Source organism: Corynebacterium sp. MSK047, assembly GCF_030232285.1.
GTDB lineage: Bacteria > Actinomycetota > Actinomycetes > Mycobacteriales > Mycobacteriaceae > Corynebacterium > Corynebacterium jeikeium_D.
In genome coordinates this window covers 18,313-43,656 of sequence record NZ_JASPJI010000014.1, presented here as the reverse complement: position 1 = coordinate 43,656, position 25,344 = coordinate 18,313, and the positions used below count along the sequence as shown (strand labels likewise).

At 59.1% G+C, this 25,344-nt stretch carries 24 protein-coding genes; 15 read left to right on the top strand and 9 right to left on the bottom strand.

Going from position 1 to position 25,344, the window contains the following annotated elements; genetic code table 11:
* Window positions 1-84: 84 nt before the first annotated feature.
* The 8 genes from QP981_RS07050 to QP981_RS07015 all read left to right on the top strand — a co-directional run bounded on the left by QP981_RS07050 (window position 85) and on the right by QP981_RS07015 (window position 7,135).
* Entirely contained in the window at window positions 85-834 is a 750-nt protein-coding gene (locus QP981_RS07050) for an MIP/aquaporin family protein (RefSeq protein WP_187401458.1), read from the top strand.
* A gap of 84 nt (window positions 835-918) precedes the next feature.
* The gene (gene glpK, locus QP981_RS07045; protein ID WP_016421657.1) at window positions 919-2,475 is read left to right on the top strand and encodes a glycerol kinase GlpK; all 1,557 of its coding nucleotides are present in this window, start codon (window positions 919-921) and stop codon (window positions 2,473-2,475) included.
* 142 nt (window positions 2,476-2,617) lie between these two features.
* Window positions 2,618-3,790, top strand: a complete 1,173-nt coding sequence (locus QP981_RS07040; RefSeq protein WP_284857704.1) for an alpha/beta hydrolase — start codon at window positions 2,618-2,620, stop codon at window positions 3,788-3,790.
* A gap of 258 nt (window positions 3,791-4,048) precedes the next feature.
* A complete protein-coding gene (locus tag QP981_RS07035; RefSeq protein ID WP_049190945.1) occupies window positions 4,049-4,384 on the top strand; it encodes a PadR family transcriptional regulator in 336 nt (111 codons plus the stop codon).
* Entirely contained in the window at window positions 4,381-5,223 is an 843-nt protein-coding gene (locus QP981_RS07030; RefSeq protein ID WP_284857703.1) for a DUF5808 domain-containing protein, read from the top strand. Before QP981_RS07035 ends, QP981_RS07030 begins: the two co-directional genes overlap by 4 nt.
* Window positions 5,224-5,226: 3 nt before the next feature.
* Window positions 5,227-5,514, top strand: coding sequence for a PLDc N-terminal domain-containing protein (locus QP981_RS07025; RefSeq protein WP_016421661.1), 288 nt, complete (start codon window positions 5,227-5,229; stop codon window positions 5,512-5,514).
* Window positions 5,514-6,314: an ABC transporter ATP-binding protein gene (locus QP981_RS07020; RefSeq protein ID WP_052317790.1), complete on the top strand. Its 801-nt coding sequence runs from the start codon at window positions 5,514-5,516 to the stop codon at window positions 6,312-6,314. The genes QP981_RS07025 and QP981_RS07020 overlap by 1 nt, the downstream gene beginning before the upstream one ends.
* A gap of 74 nt (window positions 6,315-6,388) precedes the next feature.
* Window positions 6,389-7,135, top strand: a complete 747-nt coding sequence (locus tag QP981_RS07015) for a DUF2705 family protein (protein WP_049193142.1) — start codon at window positions 6,389-6,391, stop codon at window positions 7,133-7,135.
* A 300-nt stretch (window positions 7,136-7,435) separates the two neighbouring features.
* On the opposite strand, the gene serS is transcribed toward QP981_RS07015, so the two are convergent.
* Both serS and QP981_RS07005 read right to left on the bottom strand, forming a co-directional pair.
* Window positions 7,436-8,698 (bottom strand): serine--tRNA ligase, encoded by a 1,263-nt coding sequence (gene serS, locus QP981_RS07010; RefSeq protein ID WP_016421664.1) that lies wholly within the window; start codon window positions 8,696-8,698, stop codon window positions 7,436-7,438.
* A 47-nt stretch (window positions 8,699-8,745) separates the two neighbouring features.
* On the bottom strand, window positions 8,746-9,396 hold the full coding sequence (locus tag QP981_RS07005) for a LysE family translocator (RefSeq protein WP_049171671.1): 651 nt from the start codon (window positions 9,394-9,396) through the stop codon (window positions 8,746-8,748).
* A gap of 121 nt (window positions 9,397-9,517) precedes the next feature.
* On the opposite strand from QP981_RS07005, the gene QP981_RS07000 reads away from it, so the two are divergent.
* The 3 genes from QP981_RS07000 (at window position 9,518) to QP981_RS06990 (ending at window position 11,767) form a co-directional block, all read left to right on the top strand.
* Window positions 9,518-10,771 (top strand): septum formation family protein, encoded by a 1,254-nt coding sequence (locus QP981_RS07000; protein WP_284857702.1) that lies wholly within the window; start codon window positions 9,518-9,520, stop codon window positions 10,769-10,771.
* A 31-nt stretch (window positions 10,772-10,802) separates the two neighbouring features.
* Window positions 10,803-11,147, top strand: a complete 345-nt coding sequence (locus QP981_RS06995; protein WP_016421667.1) for a metallopeptidase family protein — start codon at window positions 10,803-10,805, stop codon at window positions 11,145-11,147.
* A gap of 74 nt (window positions 11,148-11,221) precedes the next feature.
* The gene (locus QP981_RS06990; RefSeq protein ID WP_083296870.1) at window positions 11,222-11,767 is read left to right on the top strand and encodes a DUF1707 SHOCT-like domain-containing protein; all 546 of its coding nucleotides are present in this window, start codon (window positions 11,222-11,224) and stop codon (window positions 11,765-11,767) included.
* A gap of 35 nt (window positions 11,768-11,802) precedes the next feature.
* Here the strand turns inward: QP981_RS06990 and QP981_RS06985 are convergent, their stop codons facing one another.
* Window positions 11,803-12,594 (bottom strand): histidine phosphatase family protein, encoded by a 792-nt coding sequence (locus QP981_RS06985; protein WP_070602313.1) that lies wholly within the window; start codon window positions 12,592-12,594, stop codon window positions 11,803-11,805.
* A gap of 3 nt (window positions 12,595-12,597) precedes the next feature.
* Window positions 12,598-13,533, bottom strand: coding sequence for a prephenate dehydratase (gene pheA, locus QP981_RS06980; RefSeq protein WP_070602311.1), 936 nt, complete (start codon window positions 13,531-13,533; stop codon window positions 12,598-12,600).
* 33 nt (window positions 13,534-13,566) lie between these two features.
* Here pheA and QP981_RS06975 point away from each other — a divergent pair, with 33 nt between their 5' ends.
* Complete coding sequence (locus QP981_RS06975; RefSeq protein WP_284857701.1) at window positions 13,567-14,937, top strand: amidase; 1,371 nt, start codon at window positions 13,567-13,569, stop codon at window positions 14,935-14,937.
* A 14-nt stretch (window positions 14,938-14,951) separates the two neighbouring features.
* Here QP981_RS06975 and QP981_RS06970 read toward each other — a convergent pair whose 3' ends face one another.
* Window positions 14,952-15,761 carry a fructosamine kinase family protein gene (locus tag QP981_RS06970; protein WP_070602306.1) on the bottom strand — a complete coding sequence of 270 codons (810 nt, stop codon included), beginning with the start codon at window positions 15,759-15,761 and terminating at the stop codon, window positions 14,952-14,954.
* Between the two features lie 131 nt (window positions 15,762-15,892).
* On the opposite strand from QP981_RS06970, the gene QP981_RS06965 reads away from it, so the two are divergent.
* The gene (locus QP981_RS06965; protein WP_258225507.1) at window positions 15,893-17,296 is read left to right on the top strand and encodes an LCP family protein; all 1,404 of its coding nucleotides are present in this window, start codon (window positions 15,893-15,895) and stop codon (window positions 17,294-17,296) included.
* A 104-nt stretch (window positions 17,297-17,400) separates the two neighbouring features.
* Here the strand turns inward: QP981_RS06965 and QP981_RS06960 are convergent, their stop codons facing one another.
* From QP981_RS06960 to QP981_RS06945, 4 genes are all read right to left on the bottom strand, one after another.
* Window positions 17,401-18,318: a DUF5926 family protein gene (locus QP981_RS06960; protein WP_284857700.1), complete on the bottom strand. Its 918-nt coding sequence runs from the start codon at window positions 18,316-18,318 to the stop codon at window positions 17,401-17,403.
* A gap of 48 nt (window positions 18,319-18,366) precedes the next feature.
* Window positions 18,367-19,245: a hypothetical protein gene (locus QP981_RS06955; RefSeq protein ID WP_150963515.1), complete on the bottom strand. Its 879-nt coding sequence runs from the start codon at window positions 19,243-19,245 to the stop codon at window positions 18,367-18,369.
* Between the two features lie 118 nt (window positions 19,246-19,363).
* Window positions 19,364-21,325, bottom strand: a complete 1,962-nt coding sequence (locus tag QP981_RS06950; protein WP_049171694.1) for a pyruvate kinase — start codon at window positions 21,323-21,325, stop codon at window positions 19,364-19,366.
* Window positions 21,326-21,463: 138 nt separating this feature from the next.
* A complete protein-coding gene (locus tag QP981_RS06945) occupies window positions 21,464-22,411 on the bottom strand; it encodes an L-lactate dehydrogenase (RefSeq protein ID WP_016421677.1) in 948 nt (315 codons plus the stop codon).
* Between the two features lie 111 nt (window positions 22,412-22,522).
* Between QP981_RS06945 and QP981_RS06940 the strand changes: the two genes are divergently transcribed.
* The gene (locus tag QP981_RS06940) at window positions 22,523-24,499 is read left to right on the top strand and encodes an alpha/beta-hydrolase family protein (RefSeq protein ID WP_049193127.1); all 1,977 of its coding nucleotides are present in this window, start codon (window positions 22,523-22,525) and stop codon (window positions 24,497-24,499) included.
* A gap of 136 nt (window positions 24,500-24,635) precedes the next feature.
* The gene (locus QP981_RS06935) at window positions 24,636-25,232 is read left to right on the top strand and encodes a superoxide dismutase (protein WP_005510435.1); all 597 of its coding nucleotides are present in this window, start codon (window positions 24,636-24,638) and stop codon (window positions 25,230-25,232) included.
* The last annotated feature ends 112 nt before the right edge of the window (window positions 25,233-25,344 follow it).

Sequence of the window (25,344 nt, the reverse complement as noted above, 5' to 3'; positions counted from 1 at the left end):
GCATTTCTTATACCCAAAGAATTTACGTTGCAAGATTCATCGTGACCTCGCCCGGTCACGACTCACAGAGAGTTTCTACATCTCATGGAGACAATCACAGGATCCCAGGCATTCCTCTGGGAGTTTTTCGGAACCGCCATTCTAATCCTCCTCGGTAACGGAGTCTGTGCTTCTATCAACCTCCGGACAACCCGCGCTGCAAATGCAGGCTGGTTGGGCATTGCCTTCGGCTGGGGTATGGCTGTTTTCGCTGGTGCATCTATTGCCGACGTATCCGGTGGGCACTTGAACCCTGCGGTAACCGTTGCCCTGGCCATCAAGGGCAGCCTGGGATGGGACCTGGTTCCGTACTATGTTGCAGGTCAGCTGTTGGGCGCATTCGTAGGTGCAATCCTGGCTTGGGCCGCTTTTAAGCAGCTGTTCGACGCCAATGGTGTCGACGAAAACGGCAACCCAACCAATGCGAATGCCGAAACTGGCGGCAACTTCTTCACCGCGCCGGTTCACCCAAATAACTTTTGGAATGCCGTCACCGAGTTCATCGCGACGTTCGTTCTGCTCGCATTCATCCTGTTCGGCCCAGCCGGCGGCGAGCTTGGTCCGCTGACCTACTTCGGTGTCTCGTTCATCATTGTGTCGATTGGACTTTCCCTTGGTTCCCCGACCGGATACGCCATCAACCCTGTCCGTGACCTCGGCCCCCGTTTGGCCTACGCTTTCGTGCTCCCGATTAAGGGCAAGGGCGATGCGAACTGGGCATACGCATGGGTTCCGATTGTCGCACCGATGCTGGCAGCCGTGGCTGCAGGCGCTCTTGCCTTTGCCATCGGATAACGGAAATATGAGAGTTATCGCACAATAAAATATCGCAAGCCTGAACACTCACATTCACACACAATTTCTCTAGGAGTATCCCCCATGATGCACAGCAAATACGTCCTCGCTATTGACCAGGGAACTACTTCCACCCGCTGCATCATCTTCAACCATGACGCAGAGATCGTCACTGTTGCGCAGATGGAACACAAGCAGATTTTCCCGGAAGAGGGCTGGGTCGAGCACGACGCCCAGGAGATTTGGGCCAACACCCGTCGAGTAGTCAGCGAAGCTCTCGCCGATGTCGACCTGCCTTCTGAGGATGTTGAAGCAATTGGCATCACCAACCAGCGTGAAACCACTGTCGTCTGGGACAAGAACACTGGTGAACCGGTTTACAACGCCATCGTCTGGCAGGACACCCGCACGAATGAGATCTGCAAGGAACTCATGGGGGATGAAGGCGCTGACCGCTGGCGTGAGACCACGGGCCTACGTATCAACTCCTACCCAGCCGGCCCGAAGGTGCGCTGGATTCTCGACAACGTCGAGGGAGCTCGCGAAAAGGCTGAGGCTGGCGATCTACTCTTCGGCACCATCGATACTTGGCTGCTGTGGAATCTCACCGGTGGCGCAGAGGGCGACAACGGCGAAGATGCAGTTCACGCAACCGACGTCACCAACGCCTCCCGTACTCTCCTGATGGACCTCAAGACCCTCGAGTGGGATGAGGACATTTGCCGTGAAATTGGCATTCCGATGTCGATGCTGCCTGACATCCGACCGTCGGTAGGCGACTTCGGCCATATCCGTGCCCGTGGCTCTCTTGCAGGGCGACCGGTTACTGGCATCCTCGGCGACCAGCAGGCCGCCATGTTCGGCCAGGGCTGCTTCGGCGAGGGTGACACCAAGAACACCTACGGCACTGGGCTGTTCATGCTAATGAATACTGGCGAGAAGCCGAAGTGGTCTGACCACGGACTCATCTCCACCGTCTGCTACCAGGTCGAGGGAGAGAAGCCGGTCTACGCTCTCGAGGGCTCCGTCTCCATGGGCGGTGCACTTGTTCAGTGGCTGCGTGACGAGCTGCAGATGATTCCGAATGCGGCATCCATTGAGAACAAGGCAAAGAGCGTCAAGGATAACGGCGGCGTGTACATCGTGCCGGCCTTCTCCGGTCTTTTTGCACCTCGTTGGCAGCCGGACGCTCGTGGCGTCATCGTCGGTTTGACCCGTTTCGTCAACCGACACCACATTGCCCGTGCTGTGCTGGAGGCTGCTGCGTACCAGACCCGCGAGGTCCTCGACGCCATGGTCGCAGAATCCGACACGGACATCACAACGCTGAGCGTTGATGGTGGCATGACCATGAACGAGTTCCTCATGCAGTTCCAGTCCGACATCCTGAATGTCGCTGTCACACGCCCGAACAACATTGAAACCACGGCTCTTGGTGCGGCATACGCTGCGGGCCTTGGCATTGGCTTCTGGTCGAACCTGGATGAGGTCAAGGCTCACATCACGATTGACAAGAAGTGGCATCCGAAGATGGAGGCCGAAGAGCGCGATCGCCTGTTCCACCAGTGGAACCGTGCCGTTGAACGCACCTACGGTTGGATCGAGGATACGGATGCTGAGGAGGCACCGAAGCCTGAATAAGTCCTCGTAAGAGCCGAAAAATAGCCCGGAAAACCTATTCGGTTTTCCGGGCTATTTTTATTATAAATTCAGGGCTTGTTTGTTATAATAAAATTATTATAACTATCATCCACTCCTCGATTGAAAACAGAAAAGAGCAATTATGCGTCGCGCATCATTTTTCACTGCGAGTGTGACCACCGCCCTGACGCTGGCACTTGCCACCCCGGCAGCATCAGCAGCCCCAACGGACTTCATCAAGAACCCACTGGAGCCAACTCCTGACCCGCAGTCCACTGCGATGGTCGAGCTGCCCACCACCCCGGCACCAACCACTACGGTTGACGGACGCCACGTGACGGTCACCGACGGCTACATGACCTCACAGGATGGCAAGGGCACCCAGATTTACTGGAAGTCCAACACCATCCCGAATGCCAAAGCCACTGTCGTCGTCGTGCATGGCGCTGCAGAACACCTGGGTCGCTACGAGTGGGTAACCGGCAAGCTGCTGAACGCCGGCTACAACGTGTACCGCATTGACCACCGTGGGCACGGCCACTCGGGCCAGGTCGAAGGAACCCCAGTTGCCCGTGGCCATATTGATGATTTCCACTCGCTTGTCGATGACCTGCACATGCTCGTCGAAAAGGCCAAGGCGGAGAACCCGAGCACGAAGACCTTCCTGCTCGGCCACTCCATGGGCGGCCTTGCCGTGGACTTCCACGGCATCAAGTACCCGGGCAGTGTCGATGGCATTGTCGCCAACGGTGGTGGCGCTCTTTTCAACCCCTACGGTGGCACAGACGAGGGCGAGACCATCACCCCAGAGGCCATGACCGATGTCCAGCGCGAGGCGCAGCCGACGATTTACCAGCGCCTGCCATTCCAGGACATGACCACATTCAACACTCGCATGCTCAAGGAAGTGCCGAACCGCACCGAGATGCGCGTGCCATCACTACCCGGCAGCGACTTGATTCAGCTTGGCAACCCGCTGGGTTCGAAGACCTCTTCTTCGCAGGCAGTGCGTGATGAGTACGAAACTGATCCGTACAACAACTCCAAGCTCTCGCTCGGCATGGCTCAGCAGATGGCTTTTGCCGCCACCTACAACGGCACCAACTCCGTCGACTTTGTTGAGCCGACCCTGGTCATGATGGGTGGCCAGGATGAGATTGTGCCGCCGTTCTTCTCGCGCGACTGGTACAACGGCATCTCGTCCACCGACAAGCAGCTGATCGAGTTCGAAGGCCAGTTCCACGAGACCTTCAACGAGCCGGCACAGCACGAGGCCATTGCGACGGCTATTGCCTGGCTTGATGCGCGTATCTAATTGAACGCTAAAAAAGAACCGAGCCACTCCCTAGCAGTTACGAGTTCTTCATAGAGCTAACCCGGTGGAATGAGGGGCGATTGCCTTCTGGCAATTGCCCCTCATTTTCTTTGCCCTGCCCTCTCCGCGCCGTATAAAGCATGCAGTACTTGGCAATACAAACTACTGTGCGTATAGTTGGTATTACAAGGTACTAGGTATGAAAAGTATTCTGCCTGGGCAGATTCCTCCATACCGCCGGAAAGAAAGCACCACGCAATGCCCAAACGTCCACAAACACAACTGAAGAAAGGGGTACTTGAGCTCGCCATTCTCAAGCTGATTTCCCGCGAAGAGCTCTATGGCGCGGCACTCGTCGCAAAGCTCAACGCCTACCCCCACCTCAGCGCGCCCGCGGGAACCGTCTACCCCCTACTCTCGCGGCTGACCACCAACGGCCTGATCAGCAATCGCTGGGAGGAATCCCCCAAAGGGCCGCCGCGCAAGTACTACTCACTGACAGCCAAAGGAAAACAAACACTCACGCAACTACATCAGGACTTCATCGATCTATCCGCCGACATGACCGCACTATTTTCCGAGGAGCCCCAATGAACACCTACCTCACTGCCATTGACCACAAACTGCGCGAAATCGGCATATCGCACGCACAACGCAAGGCGATCATCGCCGAGCAGGAGAGTCTTCTGCAAGAGCTTAACGACGTCCACGCGGACCTGACCGAAGAGCTGGGAACGGCGACCGACTACGCAAATTGCGTAGCCGAACAAATTGGCGAACCAAACACCTTGCGCAGGTACCTCTCCAAACCGCTTCGGGTATTTACCAAAAGCGGTCGCGCTTCCCTGTGGAACATGGACGACCCGCGGATCCTCCAACCTCACCTGTTGGGTTTTGGCTGGTCTATCAACTGGGCCGCAGTAGCGACCAAGCTGGGGATTGTCCGACCGGACGATATTGACGGTGAGGTTATCTCTGAAATTCCAGCTCGCACACTGCAGGCGACCGCTTTTCTCCCCGCGGCCGTGACGGTTGCGCACGGCGTCGCACTGGCTATGTCCTGGAAGCAGTTGCCTTCAGAAGTCCACACGAAATGGAAGCTAAACGGCAAGGCAGTTCAGAAAACAGCACCGAAGGAAACTCTGCTTCTTCCCTTCGTGGTTTCTACGGTCGGAGCTGGATTCTCAGCTGCTTCGCTGCTCAAGGCAGATGACCGCGAAGATACTCTGCGTGTTGCGTCCCTAGGCGCGCTCGCAAGCACAATTGCACCATCTCAGCTGATCGGAGTCCTCACGGAAGAAAACTCCAAGACCAATCCGGCATTAGTCCAAGCTGGTGTTGCCGTGGTATCGGTCGCGGCTTCGGCCGCATGCCTTGCCCTACCTCTCTTCGCTGGGCTGAAGGCTACGTGGAAGAAAGCTGGGGTGGCTTAAATCATGCCGTCGTATGTAATCATTATCGCCGCAATTGTCCAGCTAGTACTGCTGACACTTTCTTTGGTTGTATTGGCCCGCACCCCCGCAAAACGTATCCGCTACTTTCCCAAAACTGCATGGGTGGTCATCGTCATAGTCGTGAACTTCATTGGACCAATTATTTTTCTGACCACTGGGTTCAGCCGCACAGAAACAGTTGACTACCACGAAGAATCACAGGAATCTGCAACTGACATCGTTAACAAAATCTATGCCAACGACTCATCGCACAGCTCAAGGCAGGAATAATGACCGTGCTCGAAGTCACTGACCTACATAAATCCTTTGGTTCAAAGACTGTGCTCGATGGAGTTTCACTCGCACTCGAGCCCGGCGAAATCTATGGTTTTCTCGGACGCAATGGCTCTGGAAAAACTACCGCAATCAGGGCAATTTTAGGACTGACCAGCATCGACTCTGGCGAACTAAAAACTACCGCCAAGCGTGTCGGTTTCCTCCCTGACGTTCCCAGTTACTATCCGTGGATGCGAGCTGACGAATTCCTTAAGTACTGCGGACGCCTCTGCGGACTCCGCGGCGCTGTGCTCGATAACCGAGTTGAGTTACTGCTCAGCCTCGCGAAACTCACAGGACAGTCCCAAAGAGTTATGGATTTTTCTCGAGGAATGCGTCAACGCTTGGGAATTGCACAAGCGCTTATCGACGCTCCCGAGCTACTCATCCTCGATGAACCAACATCGGCACTCGATCCGATTGGGCGATACGACGTTCTCTCTATGATTAAAGCCCTCCGCGGCCAGGCCACAGTGCTTTTTTCCACACATTTACTTAATGATGCGGAGAAGATTTGTGACCGCGTTGGCATTTTGCACGACGGAAAAATCGTCGCAGAGGGGCCTCTGAACCACCTGCTCACCCCCACAAGCGAGAGACTGCATCTAGTGGTTTCCCCAGGCCCACAAGACAAACCTTCAACCTCATCAAGGCTGCAGTCAGCAATCAACCATTCCGGTTGGGTCGTCGAAAGCTCTCAGCCAGAGCACCGCAGCCTCGAAGAAGTATTCATTGCGACTACCGGAAGAGAATAATGACACCTCAAACTACCACCGCACCGTGTAGGACCACTGCATCGCGGACTCATACAGAGGCAGTCTTCCCAGCTTTGTTACGCAAAGATGCAGAAGAGATTTTGCGCACATGGCGACTCCCATTACTAGCTACCGCGGCATTGCTCCTCGCCGTTTCGGGGCCTTTCATTGCCCACTATTTAAAGGAGATTGTCCAGACATTAGGCGGGGCTGAACTCGCTGCCATCGCTGACACCTTACCTAAACCGACGTACAGCACTGCTCATGCTCAATGGATTAAAGATCTCAACCAGGTGTTCCTCCTGGTTGTAGCTATAGTTTCTGGCTCATGTGCAGCAAGCGAGCTCAGCGATGGCTCGTACTTATTTAGTCTGACCCGTCATGTGCCGCGATGGAAATTCATGGTCTCCAAAATTCTTTGCGCGCTGCTTATTCCGGCAACCACAATCGTCATCGCCACAATACTCAACGTTGCCATCACGTTCGCAATCTACGGGGACGTCCAAATTCTGCAAATCTTCTATGCGCTACTTACGTGGTTCGTCGTAATGGCACTTGTCGTGGCTGCCGCATTTCTCGTAGGTGTAGCGTCGTTTTCTCAGGTGGGCGCAGCTGGCGCAGCCGTCGGCACGGGAATGCTCTTACAAGTCTTAAGTACTTGGGCTCCTGCAGATTCATGGAATCCAGCGGGAATCCTGAAACAAGCCGATGCGGTTCTCGCGGGACAAAGTGTTGCTCCGCAGCCGGTGATCACTGGATTATCCATCGCCGTTGTACTTTTCGGCATTGCAATTGCAGTACTGCAGCACAAAGAGCTATAAGTCAACGGCTTTAGCTGAAGGAAATCCGCTTAGACTCTCTCGCGAATTTTCTCCATGCCACATAGAAAACTGGTCTTGACGTGGACAAAACGACCGTCTCGTAGCTCACCGACCCGACCACAACCAGAAACTGATTAAGTTTATGACAGATTCGAACCAAAAATTGGCCGAAAAGTGTCATAAACTTAGGCACTTTCTCTGCAGAACGAGCCCGACCCCACGCCGACCCCATGCCAGCCCCGGCCAACAACCGAGCAACCAGCCCCGAGCCGCGGAACCCGCAGCCCAGGCCCCGAAAACCTACTTAACCGGCTCGAGAACTTCCTTGCCCATCATGAACGGACGCAGCGCCTCCGGAATCACCACAGAACCATCGGCCTGCTGGTGGTTTTCCAGAATGGCGACCAGCCAACGCGTCGTGGCCAGCGTGCCATTTAGGGTGGCGCAGTACTGAGACTTGCCATCGGCATCGCGGTAGCGGGTCTTCAAACGACGAGCCTGGAAAGTCGTGCAGTTCGAAGTCGAGGTCAACTCGCGGTAGGTGTTCTGCGTCGGCACCCATGCCTCGGTATCGAACTTGCGGGCAGCCGATGCACCCAGGTCACCGCCAGCAACATCGATGATGCGGTATGGAACATCGACCGCGGCCAGCATCTCGCGCTCCATGTTCAGTAGCTTTTGGTGCTCTGCCTCCGCCTGCTCCGGCGGACAGTAGGAGAACATCTCCAGCTTGTCGAACTGGTGCACACGCAGGATACCGCGGGTGTCCTTGCCGTAAGAGCCCGCTTCACGACGGAAACAGGAAGACCAACCAGCGTAGCGACGCGGCCCCTCCGACAGGTCAATAATCTCGTTGGAGTGGTAGCCGGCCAGAGCGACTTCCGAGGTACCGACCAGGTAGAGGTCATCTTCCTGCAGGTAGTAGATCTCATCGGAGTGCGCACCGAGGAAGCCAGTACCCGACATGGTCTCCGGACGAACCAGCACCGGCGGCACCATCAGCTGGAAGCCATTCTGAGTTGCCTTCTGAGCAGCCAAGTTCATCATGGCCAGCTGCAGCATGGCACCGTAACCGGTCAGGAAGTAGAAGCGGGAGCCGGAGACCTTGACGCCACGCTCCATATCAATAAGACCCAGCGACTCACCGAGGTCCAGGTGGTCCTTGGGCTCAAAGTCGAACTGTGGAATCTCACCGATTTCCTCCAGCACGACAAAGTCATCTTCGCCGCCGGCGGGCGCACCCGTAACGATGTTGCCAATCAGGTACTGCAGGCGCTCGACCTCAGCCTCGGCTTCCTTCTGCTCCGCTTCGGCTGCCTTCACGGCGTCGGAAAGCTCCTTGGCCTTCTCCAGCATGGCCGGGCGCTCTTCCTTCGACGCCTGACCAATCTTCTTACCGAAGCCCTTCTGCTCCGAACGCAGCGCGTCGGTGGAGGCAATAACCTCACGGCGCTTAGCGTCAGCTTCCAGCAGCTGATCGACCAATGCCGGGTCCTCACCACGGGTGCGCTGGGACTCGCGGGCTACTTCAGGGTTTTCGCGGAGAAATTTGAGATCAATCACGTCCCCTAGAGTACCTGGTTTACGTCGGCAAGCAGGCACAAGGCTTGCTAGAGTGCCGCTTCCGCTCCTGAGGCGACCAGCAGCGCGCCGAGGACGAGGAAGATCACGCCGGCGACAGTGTCAATCCACGGCCCTGCCAGCACCATTCGCTTGACGACGGCATCCGTCGACACCACGATTGCGATAAATAGGAAGAAAGCGATTTGGGAGACGATTAGCACCAACGTACAAAGCACAAGCGTCCCCACGGATGCGCCTGCGGGAATGAACTGTGAAAGCACTGCCGTGAGGAAGAGAACAATCTTCGGGTTCGACATATTGGTGAAAAAGCCCTGACGGAATGTCGCCTTCGGCGACCGGAGCGCCTCGCTTCCCAGCGCTGGTGCGGCACCGGCGCGCAGTTCGCGGAGGGTATTGATGCCTGCCTTGGCCATGCTGATGCCCATGTAAATGAGATAACAGCCCCCGACGAGCTGGATTACGCCCATCAGCAAAGGATTGGCGGTGATGACAGCTGCGAACCCAAAAACTGTGAGGGTCATCCAGATAGTGGCACCAGTACTGATACCCGCAACCGCTGCGATGGCGTGCTTTCGGGATTTGGTGGCAAGGCGCAGGATTAAGAAGACGTCAGGCCCTGGTGAGGCCATACCAATAATGTGGACGCCCAGCAGGCTGAGTAGTGCAGTCCAGGTCAAGACTCGTGTCCTCGGGTAGCGAACAAATACCGGACTATTGTAGTGCTTGAAGTTATTGAGCAAACTCGGACAGAGCGTTACCTTGTCCACAGGCTCATTGGCGGTGCACAATGGGGTCACTATGGCTGATGACAATATGAACCAGGATCGCGAGCACGCTGCCGCCACAGACACTGACTCCGGTGCAGGTACTGGCGCAGATGCCAGCGCTGGTGCGTCCTCCGCAGCCAGCAACGATGCCCACGCTTCCCGTAACTCTCGTGGAAGCTGGGGAATGCGCGCTTTGTCGACGGCAATGCTGGTCGGCGCCGCGGGAATGGCATTCGCGCTGCAAGCGGGAGTCATCGAGCCACCGAGTGGGCCACTTGGGGGCAAGGGCTCGTCGGCAAGCGCGTCATCGTCGACAACGACGACCATCGTTGACAAGGAGACGACGGCGTTCACCAGCGCAACCGCGGGCAACTGTCTGGACTGGAACCTGGCAGAAGATTTGAATGTTTCTGACTTCCGCGTCGTGCCCTGTGAGCAGCCACACGCTTATGAGGTCGCCAAGAAACTGAACCTCGCCGACTACGAGGAACATCCGGGGCAATACGCAAAAACTGCCAACTACCCGACAGCGGACAATTTGGTGGCTCTGCAAAATGGCGTGTGTCGCAACACCGTGACTGAATACCTGGGCGGCCAGTACGATCCGGACGGTCGATTTATCACGGCGCCGATTATTCCTTCGCCTAGCCAGTGGGAAAAGGGTGACCGAACCTTCCTGTGCGGTATCCAGGTCGTCGATGAAGACGGCAACACGGCGCACATGTCCGGTCCTGCGGCCGGGCAGGACCAGTCCCGCGTGTTCGAGGGTGGCCGCTGCGTGACGTTGGACGAAAGCGGTGCCATCCGCCAGGTACCGTGCGTGGAAGATCACCTGATGGAGTCGACGGGAATTGTCAATCTCCGCGACCATTTCGGTGACAACGTCCCCACTGACCAGGAGCAAAATGATGTGCTCGCGGAACAGTGTGTAACTCTCGCGCAGAATTACCTCGGCGGTGACGACCCGCTGTATAACTCAACGCTGTTGCCATTTTGGACGTCCCTGTCGCAGGAGTCGCTCAATGCTGGCTCGCGCAGTGTGAACTGCTGGTTGATTAAAGACAATGGCCAGGGCGGGTTCTCCACTCTCAATGGCCACGCTAACGAGTCCTTCACTATCGACGGCCAGCCGCCCGTGGCTCCGCCGCCGCGCAATCCGCTGCGGGAGGAGCAGGGTGACGCTGGCGCTGGCGCTGGCACAGGTGACGTCGGTGCGGTCGGTGCCGACGGTACTGGTGCTGAAGCAGGCACTGTGGATAACGCAGTCGCTCCCGCAGGACAGTAGAACAACAGGACATTGCGAGGCAGCACCATAAATGGTTGACGTTAGCCCGGAGCGGTTCGATGCGCTTGTCGATGAGGCCATCGACCGCATCCCCACGCAGTTTCTCGATCAGCTCGATCAGGTCATCATCCAGGTCCACCCGTATAACCTCGACGAGCCCACACTGCTGGGACTCTACGAGGGCATTCCTCTGACCGAGCGTTCTAACAACCACTGGGGTCCGCCTGACCAAATCAGCCTGTACCGCGACATGCTCTGCCGTATCAGTCACACCGAAGAGGAGCTGGTGGAGCAGATTCGGGTCACTCTCCTGCATGAAATCGGGCATTATTTCGGCCTCGAGGAGGAGGATCTGGACCGACTCGGCTACGGATAAGTTCGGCTCTCCTGCACGGCCTCGCCCCTCTCGACTTCTTCACGGCAGCTTTCTTCCCTGTAGCCTTGGCAACTATGAGCGACAACTCGAGCGAGAAGCCAGAAATCAGGGTCGGCGATAGGGAGCGCAACGCTGCCATGGAGCGTCTCGGCAATCATTTCGCTGACGGCTACTTGGATGTCGATGAATTCTCCAAGCGCGCCGAAGCTGCCGCAGTCGCTAAAACCCGCTCCCAACTACAAACACTCTTCGCAGACCTGCCCGCTGAGACTTCTCCCGAGAGTTCACAGGGCACCCCGGCTAAACCGCAGCACCAAAGTGTCGATCAAGAGCTGCAGACTCTGATGAAAAAGGGCCGCCAGCTCAACATTGTTGACTCTGCTGCAGGCATCATCGTCGCTGTCTCTATCGTTCTGATGATTTTCACCGATATCGACAACGCGTGGTTCGGCTTCGTCGCCGCTGCGGCTGTTGCCCTCATCGGGCGCGCCGCACTGAACATCAATGATGACGAAGAAAAACTCCTCAACGAAATCAACGAAGAGGAATCCAAGCGTCGCACGGAACGCCTACGCCTGGCAGCTCAGAAGCGCCGCGAGATTCAGGAAGGCCAGCAATAACGGCCAGCGGTGACAGTCGCCGCCCAGCTGCCTGTCTAAGGCAACTCGCTGTCGCCCCAGCGGCGCACATCCCACGTGCCCGGTTCAATGCCGGCACGCTTGCCGACGTCCACAGCGCTCGGAACCAGCTCGATTCGCTCAGTATTGGCAATGCGGTGTCGCAGTGCGTATTCCGGATTCACCCCGGTCAGATACTGCCCAATCAGACGAATAGCCGCGCCATGGCTGACAATGACGACATCCTTGTTGCCGCCCTCCTTCGACTCCTTGGATTCACCACCTGTCGCTCCTGCCTGCTCCAGCAGCTGCTGTAGCGTCGGCAGGTAGCGACTCAGCACGTCGGCACCGGATTCACCGCCGGGAAGGCGGTACTCCAGCTCCCCATTGAGCCACTGGTAGAAGGCACGCATGTACTCCATGTGCGCATCGCGATCATTGCGCCCCTCGAGGTCGCCGGCCTGAATCTCGTGGAGGCCACCCTCATGGCGGATGCGAGCGGAAGTCTCTCCCAGGTGGTGCAAACTCGCGACCGCGCCTGCACCAGTCTGGCGGGCACGCAGGGCATGGGATGTGACGATGTCACCGATTCTGTGCACGTCGGGAAGCAAAAGACGTCCCAGACTGCGCGCCTGCCTCACACCGAGGTCGGTGAGCGGTGCGCCCGGCAATGCGGTATCCAGGCGGCGGTTGATGTTGCCGGTGGTCTGCCCGTGGCGGATGAAAATGATGCGCTGGGAATCAACCGGCATGACAGATTCAGGGCGGTCTGGACGGTCATCGAGGAAAGGCAGCTGTCCAACTGGATTTTCGGGCGCGGCGGGTGTCATGTTTTACCTTCGTCCTTCCTTAAGCGCGTCGACCCACTCAATTGACTGGGAAATGTCCGGTGGCGGGGTCATAATGCTGCGGCGACCGCCCTCAGCGACTGGCCAAGACCCCAGATAGCGCAGATCTTCGGCGTATTCGTGCAGTGCCGCGAGAGCCGCGGCAACCTGTGCATCATCAACGTGGCCGTTGCAGTCGATGTAGAAGCGGTAGAGGCCGAAGAGCTCGCGCGTTGGGCGTGACTCGATGCGGGTGAGGTTGATCTGTCGCACTGCGAACTCATTCATGGCACGCATTAGTGTGCCGGGCTGGTTCGGCAGCGTGAAGGAGACCGAGGTGCGGTCGGCGCCGGTGCGCGGCGTCGGCACGCCGGGGCGCCCCACCAGCAGGAAACGGGTGCGGGCACCGCGCACGTCGGCGACCTCAGTGGCCAATGCTTCCAACCCGAGCAACTCACCGGCACGAGCAGGGGCTGCGCAAGCGTCGTGGGTGCCCTCGGCGACCTGGTGGGCCGCCGCCGCATTGGAGCTGGCCTGGTGAACTTCCACGCCCGGAAGGTTGGCGTCCACCCACTGTTTGACCTGCGGATACGCTACGGGATGTGTCGTAAAAGTACGCACCTGTTCCGCCGTCGTACCGGGACGGACCAGGATAGAGAACACCACCCCGACCTCGGTTTCGCGAAAAACCTGCAGCTCTGGCCCAGCGGCGAGGGCATCAAAAGTTGGTGTGACGGGACCGTCCACGCTGCTTTCGATAGCCACGCAGGCAAAGTCCGCTTCCCCTCGTCGCACGGCTCCAAGCGCAGCCGCGGGGCTATCCACCGGCACCGCATTGACCGCGGATTCCCCTGCCGGATCAATCTCGCCGGCACGCGCCATGTCCCACAGCGCCTGCTCGGTGAATGTGCCCGCAGGACCCAAATAAGTAACCGTCGTCATAAGCTCAGATTAGAGGGCTTCTACACTTATTGCATGACCTCTTCTTCCGAGATGCCCGCCCGCGCCCTCACTGAAGCCGTGCGCAGTGGCGCAATCTCGGTATCGGAAATCGTTTCGGAATTCGCCACGCTTGCCGACGACGCCGCGACCTATCCCGCCCGTTTCGGTATTGCCACGTCCTTGGCCGAGCACGCTGTCGACCGCGCGCGCAGCCTCACTGCCGAATCCGAACCCGCCCGGCACGCTAGCCACGGACTCCCGCGTGACCTCCTAGGTCTGCCAGTGGCAATCAAGGACCTATTCACCATCGCAGGGGTCGAATGCACGATGGGCTCGACCAACTTGGCTTTCACCGCCACCGAAACCTCGGAACCCGTGGCGAAACTGCTGGCTCGCGGCGCGGTCCTCACGGCGACGACGCATACCTCCGAGGTCGGGATGACGGCCTACACCGAACCGATTGGCTACCCGGCCCCGGAAAACCCCTACTTCGCCGCGCCCAATCAGCTGTCCAATCAGCCGGATACCACGCCACGCACTCCCGGTGGTTCCTCGGGCGGCAGCGCGGTGGCTGTCGCGAGTGGTGTCGTTCCCGCAGCTCTGGGCTCTGACGGCGGCGGTTCCATCCGCGTGCCTGCCGCCTGCTGTGGCCTCGTTGGGTTGAAGCCAGCACATGATATTGCGGGTGGAAATCTCTCCACGCCCGCCTTCCTCACTCGCACAGTCGATGACGCAGCACTGCTGGCCGGGGTGCCACTTTCCGCAACCCCACATGCTTTACGACGGCCCCAGCGCCCCCTTCGCATCGGTGTCACTGTCAGCCCTTTTCATGCTGAGGTGGACGTCGATAAGCGCTGGGCAAACGGTGCGTGGGCGGCGGCTGACCGTCTTGCCGACGCCGGGTACGACGTGGTGGAAGTGCCCAGCCCCTATGATCCGGCAGGTCCGGACGTGTTCGAGATCTTTCGACGGACCATCACGCGAATGGCCACGAAATTACCGCGCGCGGACTACTCCGAAATCGTGCAGTGGATTCGCTCCTGTGGCCAGGAGATTTCCGCAGCAGAGGCGGCGGCGACACATCAGCAGCGGATGGCTCTGCCCGGCGCGATTAGGTCGCGTTGGGAAGTCGATGCGGTGATTACGCCAACGCTGGCGTTTGATCCGCCGCGTATTGGGCATTTCTCTGCGTTGGCGCCGTGGGAGGACTTTGACGAGCAAACCCGGTGGACACCGTGGTTGTCGCTGTGGAATCTGACTGGGTGGGCAAGCGTGTCCGTGCCCATTGCTGTGCCGGACACTAGCGGCAGCACGCCCAATGCGAAGCTCCCCGCCACCAGCGTCAACATCGGTGCGGTGCGCTGCGGCGAGGCAGAGCTACTGGAGATGGCTAGCGTGCTGTAGGCTTCTAACGCCAGCTAGCGCACGTACTTCGCCGCCATTGCCGCCGCCTGTCCGGCGTATCCGCCACCAAAAAGCACCGCGTGCATGAGCACGGCGTAGAGCTGATGGAGTTCGCAGCTCTCGGCGAAATCCGGCAGGGGATGTACGGATTCGTAGCCACGCAAGATCTCGTCGAAGTGTGTTGCCCCGAATAGCGCCAGCAGTGCCAAATCTTCCTCGCGGGCTCCGCCGTGCGCCGCGGGGTCAATCAAGATCGCGCCGTTTGCATCCCACATGAGGTTTCCCCACCACAGGTCACCGTGGACACGCGCAGCATCTGGCTCGTTGTCGAAATCTCCAGCCAAGAGTCGCTCAATGAGCTGTTCAAAGATATCTAGCTGACGGTTATTGTAGGAGCTTTCCAACTTTCCCAGCGCGGGCAGTAGACGTCCTCTCGCCCAGTATTCACCGAAGCTCTCCCGTGGAGTCAGGTCCATCTGCAGGGGCTGATCCAGTGGACCGAAGTAGCCGTGCCCCTCCCATCCATCGGGGCCGGCACCCCAGCCAGCGGCGCCCAGATTGTGGGTAATGGCCAACGATTTTCCGAAATCGTACGCCGCCTGTGGAGTCGGCACCGTCGACTCAATTCGACGCAATTTCAGCGCATGCCCGCTCACGCCCAGCACCTCCACTACGCGCGCACCGCCGTCAGCTTCACCCTCGCGCAGCCAACCCAGCCCCGCCGCCTCACAGGCGAAGAAGTCCCGCGGGACACCATGTCGGCTCTTGACATAAACATCCGACTCGTTGACTGCACGTTCGTTGTTCTGATTCATTGCGGACATATTTCCAGCATATTCTTCTTCGTTCCCAACCCCTTTCAGCACGTCGCATGCAGGGTAACGCCAGCGCTACCAAGACTTGTATTGCTGTCTCGGTTCTCTTAGTCCACTGTCGTTGCCTATTCTTTATTGGTATGGAAGGCAACTTCGACGACTCGCGCATTGCCCGCGACCGATACGGTAGGCCGCTTAAAGATCGCTATGGCCGCCCCATCTACCGCCGTGTGGACGAGGCGTCGCCGAAGCATGCCGGCCCCCGTGAGGCCGATTCGCGTGGCGCTTCACGACGCCCCATCCCGCCCCGTTCCGACCGCCCATCTAGGGCAGGGGCAGCCCGCCCAGCGCCTATGCCTCCGCGCAGGTCTAGGCCGCAACCGGAACGTCGGCAGGCGCCACTGAACGAAACGCGCATTGAGTCCCGTCCACCAATGAACCGGGCCGGTAGCGGACGCGCTGGCAGCGATCCGCGGTTTCCCCCACCCGGATATAATCCGGATGCGGATTTCCAATCTTCCTCGCGCGGCTCGTCACAGGACTACTACAGTGCCCCACAAGCAGCGAGTTCTGGCCGTGGTGGACGCCGTGGCAGTCGTGACGGCGCCGGCGTCAGGTCTGGGTTCCGCATGCCACGCTTGCGACTGCCACGCTTGCGCTTTAAATCCATCATCCTGCTTCTCGTCATCTTCCTTGTCGTCACGATGGCACTTGTCGACATCCGCCTGACCAGGGTCGATGCGTTCTCAGATCTGGCAGACCGCCCTGCCAATACGATGTCCTCCAACTGGTTGCTCGTCGGTTCAGACTCTCGTACGGGCCTGTCAGAGGAAGATGCTGCCAAGCTGTCGACGGGCAGTGGTGATTTCGGCCAGCGCACCGACACCATCATGATTGCCCACATTCCGGTGCTCGGTAAGCCGAAGTTGGTCAGTATCCCGCGTGACTCCTTCGTGGATATCCCGGGCAATGACAAGAACAAGATCAATGCGGCATTCGCATTTGGTGGCCCCCAGTTGCTCATCGATACCGTAGAGAAAAACACTGGAATCCACATCGACCACTACGCCGAAATTGGCTTTGGCGGTTTCGCCGGTGTCGTCGATGCTGTCGGCGGTATCGAGATGTGCCCTGAAGAAGCCATCGACGATCCGCTGGCGGGCCTGAATATCCAGGCCGGTTGCCAGAAATTCGACGGCGCGGGCGCCCTGGGTTACGTGCGCACGCGTGCTACCGCCCAGGGAGACTTGGACCGCGTAGAGCGGCAGCGTGAGTTCATGAGCGCGCTGATGGGACGGCTGAAATCACCTGCGGTATGGCTCAACCCCTACCGCTGGATTCGCCTGGCCAATGCTGGCACTAAGGCCGTGTTCGTCGGCGATGGTGACCATGTCTGGCACCTGACCTGGCTGATGTTGCGCATGCTCTTCGGTTCCGATTCTCTTACCGTGCCCACCTCAGGCGCCATGGACACCGGTTATGCGGGCAATGTGCTGCTCTGGGACGAAGTCGAAGCGCCAGCACTTTTTGCGGAGCTGAGATAGCCAAGAGGGCAGCTAAAACAGCTTCGGATAGCTTTCGAGACAACTAACGCGTGTGACTTAGCATTTTGCTGAGCCACACGCGTTAGTTCTTAAACCAGCTACGCCTAGTTCCGAATGGTCACCTGACGGGACACGATGGTCTCACGGGACTTGCGCTCTTCGGCGGTCAGCGGTTCTTCGCTGGCCAGCGCCTCAGCGATACGCTTGTCGGCCTCTTCCACGGCGGCAATCCAGTGGTCGTGCGGCTTGGTGTTATCCAGGTCCCAGACCGGCACCAGCAGACCATCGGTGCGGAAGACACCAGCGAACTTGGTGCCCTCTCCCAGCGAAAGGTTGTCCGCAGCGTGCACGCGTGCCAGGGCGTCCAGCAGTGGCCTTTCATCTTCGCGGCGCACCCAGCGGATGTGGGCGCGCTCGCCCGGATCAATCCACCACACAGCACCAGCGACCTTCGCATCCAGGCGGTATGACGGGAGAATCGCGTCGTTAGCCACGGCCAGGTTCTGCTCGATCATCGGGGTGCGTTCAATGCCCTTGGGAATCCACCACTCGAAGTCCTGGTGGACCTCCAGGTTGTCGAGATCCACGGCGGTCAGGACGTCGGTAAGCGGTGCGGCCTCGCCGTCAGTGGCGGAGGAGAGCTGCTGGCCCGGCTCTGCGTCACGGGCCCATGCCAGCGCACGGGAGAGATCCGCAGCGCCGTCATTGGTGCGCGCCTGCGTCTGCAGCGCGACGAAAGCCTCATTGCCCTGGTCAGCGGCACGCGTCAGGGCAGCAACGCCGCCTGGCAGCACGGTGCAGAGCTTGATGTCACGCTCGGCGTCAGCGACCGTGACCGGAATGACCACAGCCGGAGCGAACTCGCGGACAGCCACGATGTCAGCCTCTTCGTCGAAGTCCTTGAACGGACGCGGATTACCCAGCAGCGCTGCACGCTCAGCAGCGCGGGCTGCCAGCTTCGCCTGACGACGGCTCATGCCCTCCGGGGCCTGATTATTCTTCTTACGAGATTTCTTTCCCACAAGGCCACAGAATACCTATTCGCTCTCCGTAGTTCGCGACTGCCTGGGCTACTTATAAAAATCGTCGACGAATTCGCTCGCCGTTCCTTCGAAAAGCTGCTTGTCGACGGCCATTGCGCCCGTCTCCCCTTGTTCATCGGTAGCTTCGCTGGGGATGAAGCCCTTGGACCAGAAACCGGGCTGGGTGCGTTCGCGACCGGATCCAACGGGAATGTTGCGATGCACTTCCTCGGGAGCCAACACGTAGCCGAGTAGCCGCGCTGTGAGGGCAGTCGTCACACAAGCTAAAACGGTGATGATTCCGGCCTGGAAGTATGTCCGGGATACGTCGGCAGCGATAAACCACCCCACTGCAAGTGGCCACAAAACGCAGGCCAGGTACCAGATAAAGCGACCTGGCCCCATTACGGCAGTGACTCCTGTTTCAGCCAACGCGACTACGGGCCCCGTGATGTTGCGCACTGGCCACATGTGCATCGTGCGCACATCCGTTGCCGTGCGCGACAGCAGTGGGCGAGCATACGTTGCGCGGTCACGCAGCACCTGGAGGGTCTTGTAGACCGAAAAACCCAGCCCAATGAGGGAAACCATTCCACAGAGACCGAAAGCCCATGCTCCAAACTCACCGAGGAGGGAAACCACTAGGTCCTGACCGGGGCTCAGGATGCTCATCCAGACGAAAACGGTAAATGCGGCGAATACTCCGGCGCCGCTCATCGCCCATCGAAAGACGCTGTCCGCGCGCTTGCGAACAATCTCATCGGCCTTCCAGCGCGGCGTCGCACCCGTGATAGTCGAATCCGAGACAGTCGGCTGCCAGTTCTGCTGCGGTGGCAGCACCACCTGAGGTGGGGACTGCTGTGGCTGCTGTTTTGGAGACTGCGGCGGCACAGCCCACCCCGCGTTTTCTGCCTGTTCATTAGACATTTTCCGCAGGGCTCCTCTCGTACGCGCGGCCGGCTTCTTCCGCAGTCTTTTCTCCCACGGTGTTTTTAAGTGCGCTCCCCCTAACCTACCTAAACTAGCCCGGCCCCTACCCCAGCCACTAGTCCGACCAGCTGCGAATCTTCCGCAGCATGATGCGGCTCTTACGCTGCGAACGTCCCATCTTCCGGGCCAGGTTGTTCAAAATCGCGATGGCCTCGGTAATGTGCGGCCCCTTGTTCAGCATCACGCACTCGGCACGCAGGGCGAAGGCCGCATCGGTAATCTCCGCGCGGGACGGCAGGCCGGCCTTGGCCATGTTCTCCAGCACCTGAGTACCCAGAATGGTCGGCACACCGGCTGCCTGCGCCAGCGTCAGAATCTGGCCTGGGACCTCACCCATACGGTCGAAGCCCAGCTCCACAGCCAGGTCACCACGAGCAATCATCAGACCGGACTTGGCGCGCTTCATGCTGGCGATGATGATTCCCGGCAGATTCTGGAATGCCGGAATAGTCTCAATCTTCAGCACAACACCCAGGTTCCGAGCCTTCGACGCCAGGTCCTCGCGGCCCGCAGCCTCATGTTCCGCCGCAATCTCATCGAGCACCTTGTAAACGTACTCAGCATCCCCCTGCGTGCGAATAAAGCTCACCGCAGCAATATCCGCATGCTCCACCACAAAGCGCAGGTGCTCAATGTCTTCGTCGGTAAGCGAATTGAGTGGCAGGTCGGTGTTCGGCAGATTGATGCCCTTATGCGCCGCCAGCGGCTGACCATTCGGCTTCGTACGCAGGACACGCAGCCGGGCATCGACGTGACTATCTTCGCTTGACGACGTCTCGGAGACCTCAACCACCTCAGCGCCGAGCGCACCGTCGTCGAAAAGCACCGGATTGCCCGGCTTCAGAGCCGCCACGGCAGACGGCAGCGAACAGGAGACGCGTGGAATTTCATCGTCAGTGCGTGGAATGGTGGTGATTTCCTCGCGGCTGGTGAGAATAAACTCATCACCGGTGTGGAAGCGCAGCTTTTGCACGGTCGGTGGCACGCCACCAGCGCGCGTGACCTCGTAGTTGCTGCGCAGGTGTGTTCCCTCGGCAATCCAGGCGTTCTTTTCGCCCTCGGCGAGGACAGCCTCGACCTCGCCCTCGGAGTCGGTGTCGATGCGCACAACGGTGAAGTGACGCTTCGCCGAGCGGGAGTCATGCAGCGTAATGACATCGTCAAGCTGCAGCTGTTCCAACCACCCCTGATCTGCTTCCAACGGCAGTGCGGGACGCCCCGGCAAATCGCTCGGAGCTGGCTTGGGGTGCTCATCCAGTCGCGGAGTCAGCCAAATCTTGGACTTGGAGATGACCGTGCCAGCGTCGTCACGCACAACACGGGCGCGCCCCACACGCGGCCCCGGTTCGATATCGCCCGTGCGCAGCTTCGGACCAGCCAGATCCATGGACACGAAGATGCGGCGACCGGCCTTCTCAGCTGCAGCATTGACGTTGTCAATCATGCGGCTCCACTGCTCAGGTCCGTCGTGGGCGCAGTTGATGCGAGCGAGATCCATGCCAGCGGCAGCGAAGCTCTCCACCAACTCTGCATCGTCGGCGGCCTCGGCGGGCAGGGTCACCATAATGTGCGAAGTGACATCCGCGCGCTCCTGACCGAACAGCTCGGTGGCGTTGTTATCCAGGGCAATATCCGCGCGCTCATCGTCGGCAATAATGCGGGCGACATCGATGTCTGAGGTGCGCCCCGCCAGCGCCAACAGCGCGTTGAGAGCGAGCTCAAGGCGCCCCCGGGTGAAAGTCTCCACCGTGGTCAGACTGGTCACGCCGAGGTCGTGCAAGCTGTTTTGCAGCTCACGGATGTCAATTGTGCGCAGGTGTGCGTAGTGCAGCAGGTTTTCCGCGTGCCGACGGCGCTCTTCCGGCACCTCTGCGAGCAGTGCAGAAGCCTCCACCGAGACGTCGTCCAACTCTGTGATCAGATCAGTGACCTTGCTGATGAGGTCATCCAGACGCGGTACGGCCGCGCCGCTTTCAGTGTTGTCAGTTGCTGTGTCTTGAGGGCTCTGCGCTGCCATAGAGAAGGCACTCCTGTGTTGAAGACGAAGCGTTGGCCAGAGTCGGCCACGCGGGCCAATAGAAGGTGGGCATTCTCATTCTCAAATGAGACGGCCGAAAGCGCATGTCGAGAAGACATCTACTCTCGCTACCAGCAGTTACTTCCAGAATGGATCCTGCACATCTCGGAGCGTCTGAATGGACTTGTCCAGCTGCTTCTTTTCGTATTCGTCCAGCTCAAGCTCGATAACGCGGCGAATTCCTCGACGGTTCACAATGGCTGGTGTTCCGATGAACACGTCCTCATGACCGTATTCACCTTGCAAGTATGCGGAGACCGGCAGAGCTACCTCTTGGTTCTGGAAAATGGCGCGCGTAATGCGGGCCAGCCCCATACCGATTCCGTAGGAAGTGGAGCCCTTGGCATCGATAATCTCGTAGGCGGCATCACGGGTTCGGATGAAGATGTCCTCCAGCTCGTCGTGAAGCGCGGGGTCGGCGGCGAGGCGCTTGGACAGACTGACGCCTGCAACGTTGGCGCTGGACAACACCGGCAGCTCGGAGTCGCCGTGTTCACCAATGATGTATGCGTGCACGCTCATCGGGGAAACATCGTAGTATTCACCCAGCATGTAACGGAAACGTGCGGTGTCCAGGATGGTGCCGGAGCCGAAGACACGGTTGTGTGGCAGCCCGGAGTACTTCCACGCGGCGTATGTGAGTACGTCGACGGGGTTGGAGGCGATCAGTAGGAGCCCATCAAAACCGCTGGCCATGACGGAATCGACGATGGACTTCATAATTTTCATGTTCTTGTCCACCAGCTGTAGGCGAGTCTCGCCGGGCTTTTGTGCTGCGCCTGCACAGATGACTACCAGCGCGGCATCGTCACAGTCGGCGTACGTGCCCTGAGTGACTTTGGTGCGCGACGACGCCCACACGACGCCATGGTTTAAGTCCATGACGTTGCCCATCGTCTTCTTTTCGTCGATGTCAATGATTGCCAAATGGTCGACAGTGCCTTGGTTGACCAGTGAGTACGCATATGCCACGCCGACGTCGCCAGCGCCGATCAGCACGACCTTATTTCCTGTGGATAGCTTCATAGCCCTCGGATCCTTCTCAACCGATTCGGAAAACGTTGCGACACCCCACAGGCTACGCTTTGTGCGGAAAACTGGCGCGAGATGAATAAACCCCGTGGAAAAAATTTTGCCATGATGGGAGTTATGGGATTCCTGCGTCGCGCATTTACTTCGATTGCGCCCTCGATTGCGTCTACGGGCAACACACCTGTAGCTCAGCCAATCGAAACCACCAGGACAGTGCGAGCTGCACGAGCAGCGCGAACGGGAATTACAGGAGTCGCTGGCACAGCTGGCATGGCCAAAGCGCTGGGCGCAGTCGGCACCGGCAGTCTGATGGCGACCAAAGTCTTTCGCGAACGTCTCCTAGGTACCGGCCCTGGCACTATCCGCAGCGCACTGCGAGCGGGCATTCCCTCCAACCCCGGTCTAATTGGTGCAGAAATTGCGTCATGGGCTGCCTTTAGCCCCTCGCTGATGCCGCGTACTCGGATCGCCACCGTTACTGTGACCTTCCTGGCACAGCTGGCGGGCCATGTCACCGGGGTGGCTATCGGCTATGGCTACAACACGACGATGCGGCGTCTGGCCAGCACTCCGCTCAGCCGCTTTGCGCCGGCACCTCGACACGAGCGCGCACTGGCCGTGACCTGGCATGTTGCCACCACGGCCACCACCGCGGCGCTGTGGCTGCGCTCCATTTCCCAGCAGCGCGAAATTGGCCGCCTGGTGGGCAAGGATGAGCAGGAATCCGCACGCAGCCAGTTCGCCTCCACAATGATTGCCAGTGGTCTCTACCTGACCACTCGGGGGCTCTCCGCGCTGGCCAATCGCGGCTATGACTTACTGCGGGACAACCTCCGCCCCTGGCTGCCGCGCGGTCTCGCCCCGGTTCTCAGCGGTGCCATCGTCGGTGGTGCCGTGGCCGCCAGCATTGATCGACTGCTTATCCGTCGGACTTTGGAGTCCATCGCCAAGAAGTCCCGATACCTGAATACCCTGGTAGTTCCAGGCCGCATGCAGCCCTGGGAGCCGGAACGTTCCGGGAGTCCATGGTCTTTGGAGCCGTGGTACGCACTCGGCGCCGAGGGGCGCGTCTTCGTCGCCGAAGGCCCCCGTGCCCGAGATTTGGCGGTGGTCACTGGCAAGCCGCTCTCCGAACTGCAGGAACCCATCCGCATTTATGCGGGCAAGGTGCCAGGTCGTTCTCTGCGGGAACAGGCGGAGCTCATCATCCGCGAGATGCACCGCACCGGCGCGTTTCGGCGCGATCATCTGGTTGTCTTCACCACCACCGGCACCGGTTGGGTGCCACCGTGGTCGGCGCAGGCTGCAGAGTTCTTGACCCTTGGCAACTGCGCCACTGTCGCTCTGCAGTACTCTGACCTCCCCTCCCCAGTGGCATGGCTAACGGACCACGAAACCCCAATCGCGGCTGGCCACACCCTTATCCATCGGGTGTTGCAGGAAGTCGACAAGATGCCGGAGAACGACCGGCCAAAGGTCTACGTCGCCGGTGAATCCCTCGGCGGGTTTGGCGGTCTCGGCGCATTCGAGAATTCCGCTGACATGCTCGCACGCGTCGACGGTGCTGTCTGGACGGGCGCACCACAGTTCTCCGCGATGTGGAAAGAGCTGACGCACCGTCGGACAAAGGGGTCTCCGGAAATCGCTCCAGTCATCGACGAGGGGCGAAACATCCGCTTCGCTACGCGCCCCGACGAGCTGTACCACTCCTTCTATGGCACCAAGTTCGGGCCGTGGGAATTCCCGCGCGTCGCATTCCTGCAGCATGCCTCTGACCCCATCGTTTGGTGGGATTACCCACTGGCCTGGCGCCGCCCCGACTGGCTTGCAGAGCGCGTCGGCCGCGATGTTCTCCCCTCCATGCGCTGGCATCCGTTCGTCACCTTCTGGCAGGTGCTTATCGACGGCCTCGCCTCCGTCACCGTCCCCGGTGGTCACGGCCACCGGTACGAGGAAGAAATGTTGCCAACGTGGGCTTCCATCCTCGACATTCCGCTTGACGACGACCTGGGTGGCGCAGCCGGAATGCGCTTCAAGCGCGTGAGTAAGTGGATTCGCCGCACTCAGCCGCCGCGTTCATAAACTTGTGACAGATATCCCTGAACAGCATTTTTTATGAATTTCGCATTAATTGTATTGCTTAAATGGTTGCGCATCCACTCATCTTGAGTACCATCGACGGCACAACCTAAAAACGTGTTGAGGAGGAATTTTCCTAATGACTAAGTACGAACTTCCTGAGCTGGATTACGCTTACGACGCTCTGGAGCCGCACATCTCCGGCGAGATTATGGAGCTGCACCACAGCAAGCACCACGCTAATTACGTCAACGGTGCCAACGCTGCACTGGAGAAGCTCGCCGCTGCTCGCGAGTCCGGCGACTTCGCAGCTGTTACCGGCCTGTCCAAGGACCTGGCCTTTAACCTGGGTGGCCACACCAACCACTCCCTGTTCTGGAAGCTGCTGTCCCCGAACGGTGGCGGCCAGCCGACCGGCGAGCTGGCTGAGGCTATCGAGCGCGACTTCGGTTCTTTCGAGAAGTTCCAGGCTCACTTCAACGCTGCTGCTCTGGGTCTGCAGGGCTCCGGCTGGGCTGTTCTGGGTTACGACACCATTGCAGAGCGCCTGGTTATTGAGCAGATGACTGATCAGCAGGGCAACCTGTCCATCAACCTGAAGCCGGTTCTGCTGCTGGATATGTGGGAGCACGCTTTCTACCTGCAGTACAAGAACGTCAAGGCTGACTACGTCAAGGCTGTCTGGAACGTCTTCAACTGGGATTACGCTGCAGAGCTGTTCGCAGCTGCCAAGTAATCTCGGCTAACAGCGCGCGACTTTTTACGCGTCCCTGCCGCGCGCTAAAGATGGCTTACCGGCTCGCTGACGGGGCTTACCCTCAGCGGGTCGGTTTTTTATGTCTTGTTTG

Bases quoted from the DNA above. Each gene is read 5' to 3' on its own strand.
- QP981_RS06970 (WP_070602306.1), bottom strand. From the start codon at position 15,761: ATGTCCGCAATGAATCAGAACAACGAACGTGCAGTCAACGAGTCGGAT.
- QP981_RS07035 (WP_049190945.1), top strand. From the start codon at position 4,049: ATGCCCAAACGTCCACAAACACAACTGAAGAAAGGGGTACTTGAGCTC.
- QP981_RS07020 (WP_052317790.1), top strand. From the start codon at position 5,514: ATGACCGTGCTCGAAGTCACTGACCTACATAAATCCTTTGGTTCAAAG.
- glpK (WP_016421657.1), top strand. From the start codon at position 919: ATGATGCACAGCAAATACGTCCTCGCTATTGACCAGGGAACTACTTCC.
- QP981_RS07040 (WP_284857704.1), top strand. From the start codon at position 2,618: ATGCGTCGCGCATCATTTTTCACTGCGAGTGTGACCACCGCCCTGACG.
- QP981_RS06940 (WP_049193127.1), top strand. From the start codon at position 22,523: ATGATGGGAGTTATGGGATTCCTGCGTCGCGCATTTACTTCGATTGCG.
- QP981_RS07025 (WP_016421661.1), top strand. From the start codon at position 5,227: ATGCCGTCGTATGTAATCATTATCGCCGCAATTGTCCAGCTAGTACTG.
- pheA (WP_070602311.1), bottom strand. From the start codon at position 13,533: ATGACGACGGTTACTTATTTGGGTCCTGCGGGCACATTCACCGAGCAG.
- QP981_RS06965 (WP_258225507.1), top strand. From the start codon at position 15,893: ATGGAAGGCAACTTCGACGACTCGCGCATTGCCCGCGACCGATACGGT.
- QP981_RS06935 (WP_005510435.1), top strand. From the start codon at position 24,636: ATGACTAAGTACGAACTTCCTGAGCTGGATTACGCTTACGACGCTCTG.
- QP981_RS06995 (WP_016421667.1), top strand. From the start codon at position 10,803: ATGGTTGACGTTAGCCCGGAGCGGTTCGATGCGCTTGTCGATGAGGCC.
- QP981_RS07050 (WP_187401458.1), top strand. From the start codon at position 85: ATGGAGACAATCACAGGATCCCAGGCATTCCTCTGGGAGTTTTTCGGA.
- QP981_RS06975 (WP_284857701.1), top strand. From the start codon at position 13,567: ATGACCTCTTCTTCCGAGATGCCCGCCCGCGCCCTCACTGAAGCCGTG.
- QP981_RS07000 (WP_284857702.1), top strand. From the start codon at position 9,518: ATGGCTGATGACAATATGAACCAGGATCGCGAGCACGCTGCCGCCACA.
- QP981_RS06950 (WP_049171694.1), bottom strand. From the start codon at position 21,325: ATGGCAGCGCAGAGCCCTCAAGACACAGCAACTGACAACACTGAAAGC.
- QP981_RS06985 (WP_070602313.1), bottom strand. From the start codon at position 12,594: ATGACACCCGCCGCGCCCGAAAATCCAGTTGGACAGCTGCCTTTCCTC.
- QP981_RS06955 (WP_150963515.1), bottom strand. From the start codon at position 19,245: ATGTCTAATGAACAGGCAGAAAACGCGGGGTGGGCTGTGCCGCCGCAG.
- QP981_RS07030 (WP_284857703.1), top strand. From the start codon at position 4,381: ATGAACACCTACCTCACTGCCATTGACCACAAACTGCGCGAAATCGGC.
- QP981_RS06945 (WP_016421677.1), bottom strand. From the start codon at position 22,411: ATGAAGCTATCCACAGGAAATAAGGTCGTGCTGATCGGCGCTGGCGAC.
- QP981_RS06990 (WP_083296870.1), top strand. From the start codon at position 11,222: ATGAGCGACAACTCGAGCGAGAAGCCAGAAATCAGGGTCGGCGATAGG.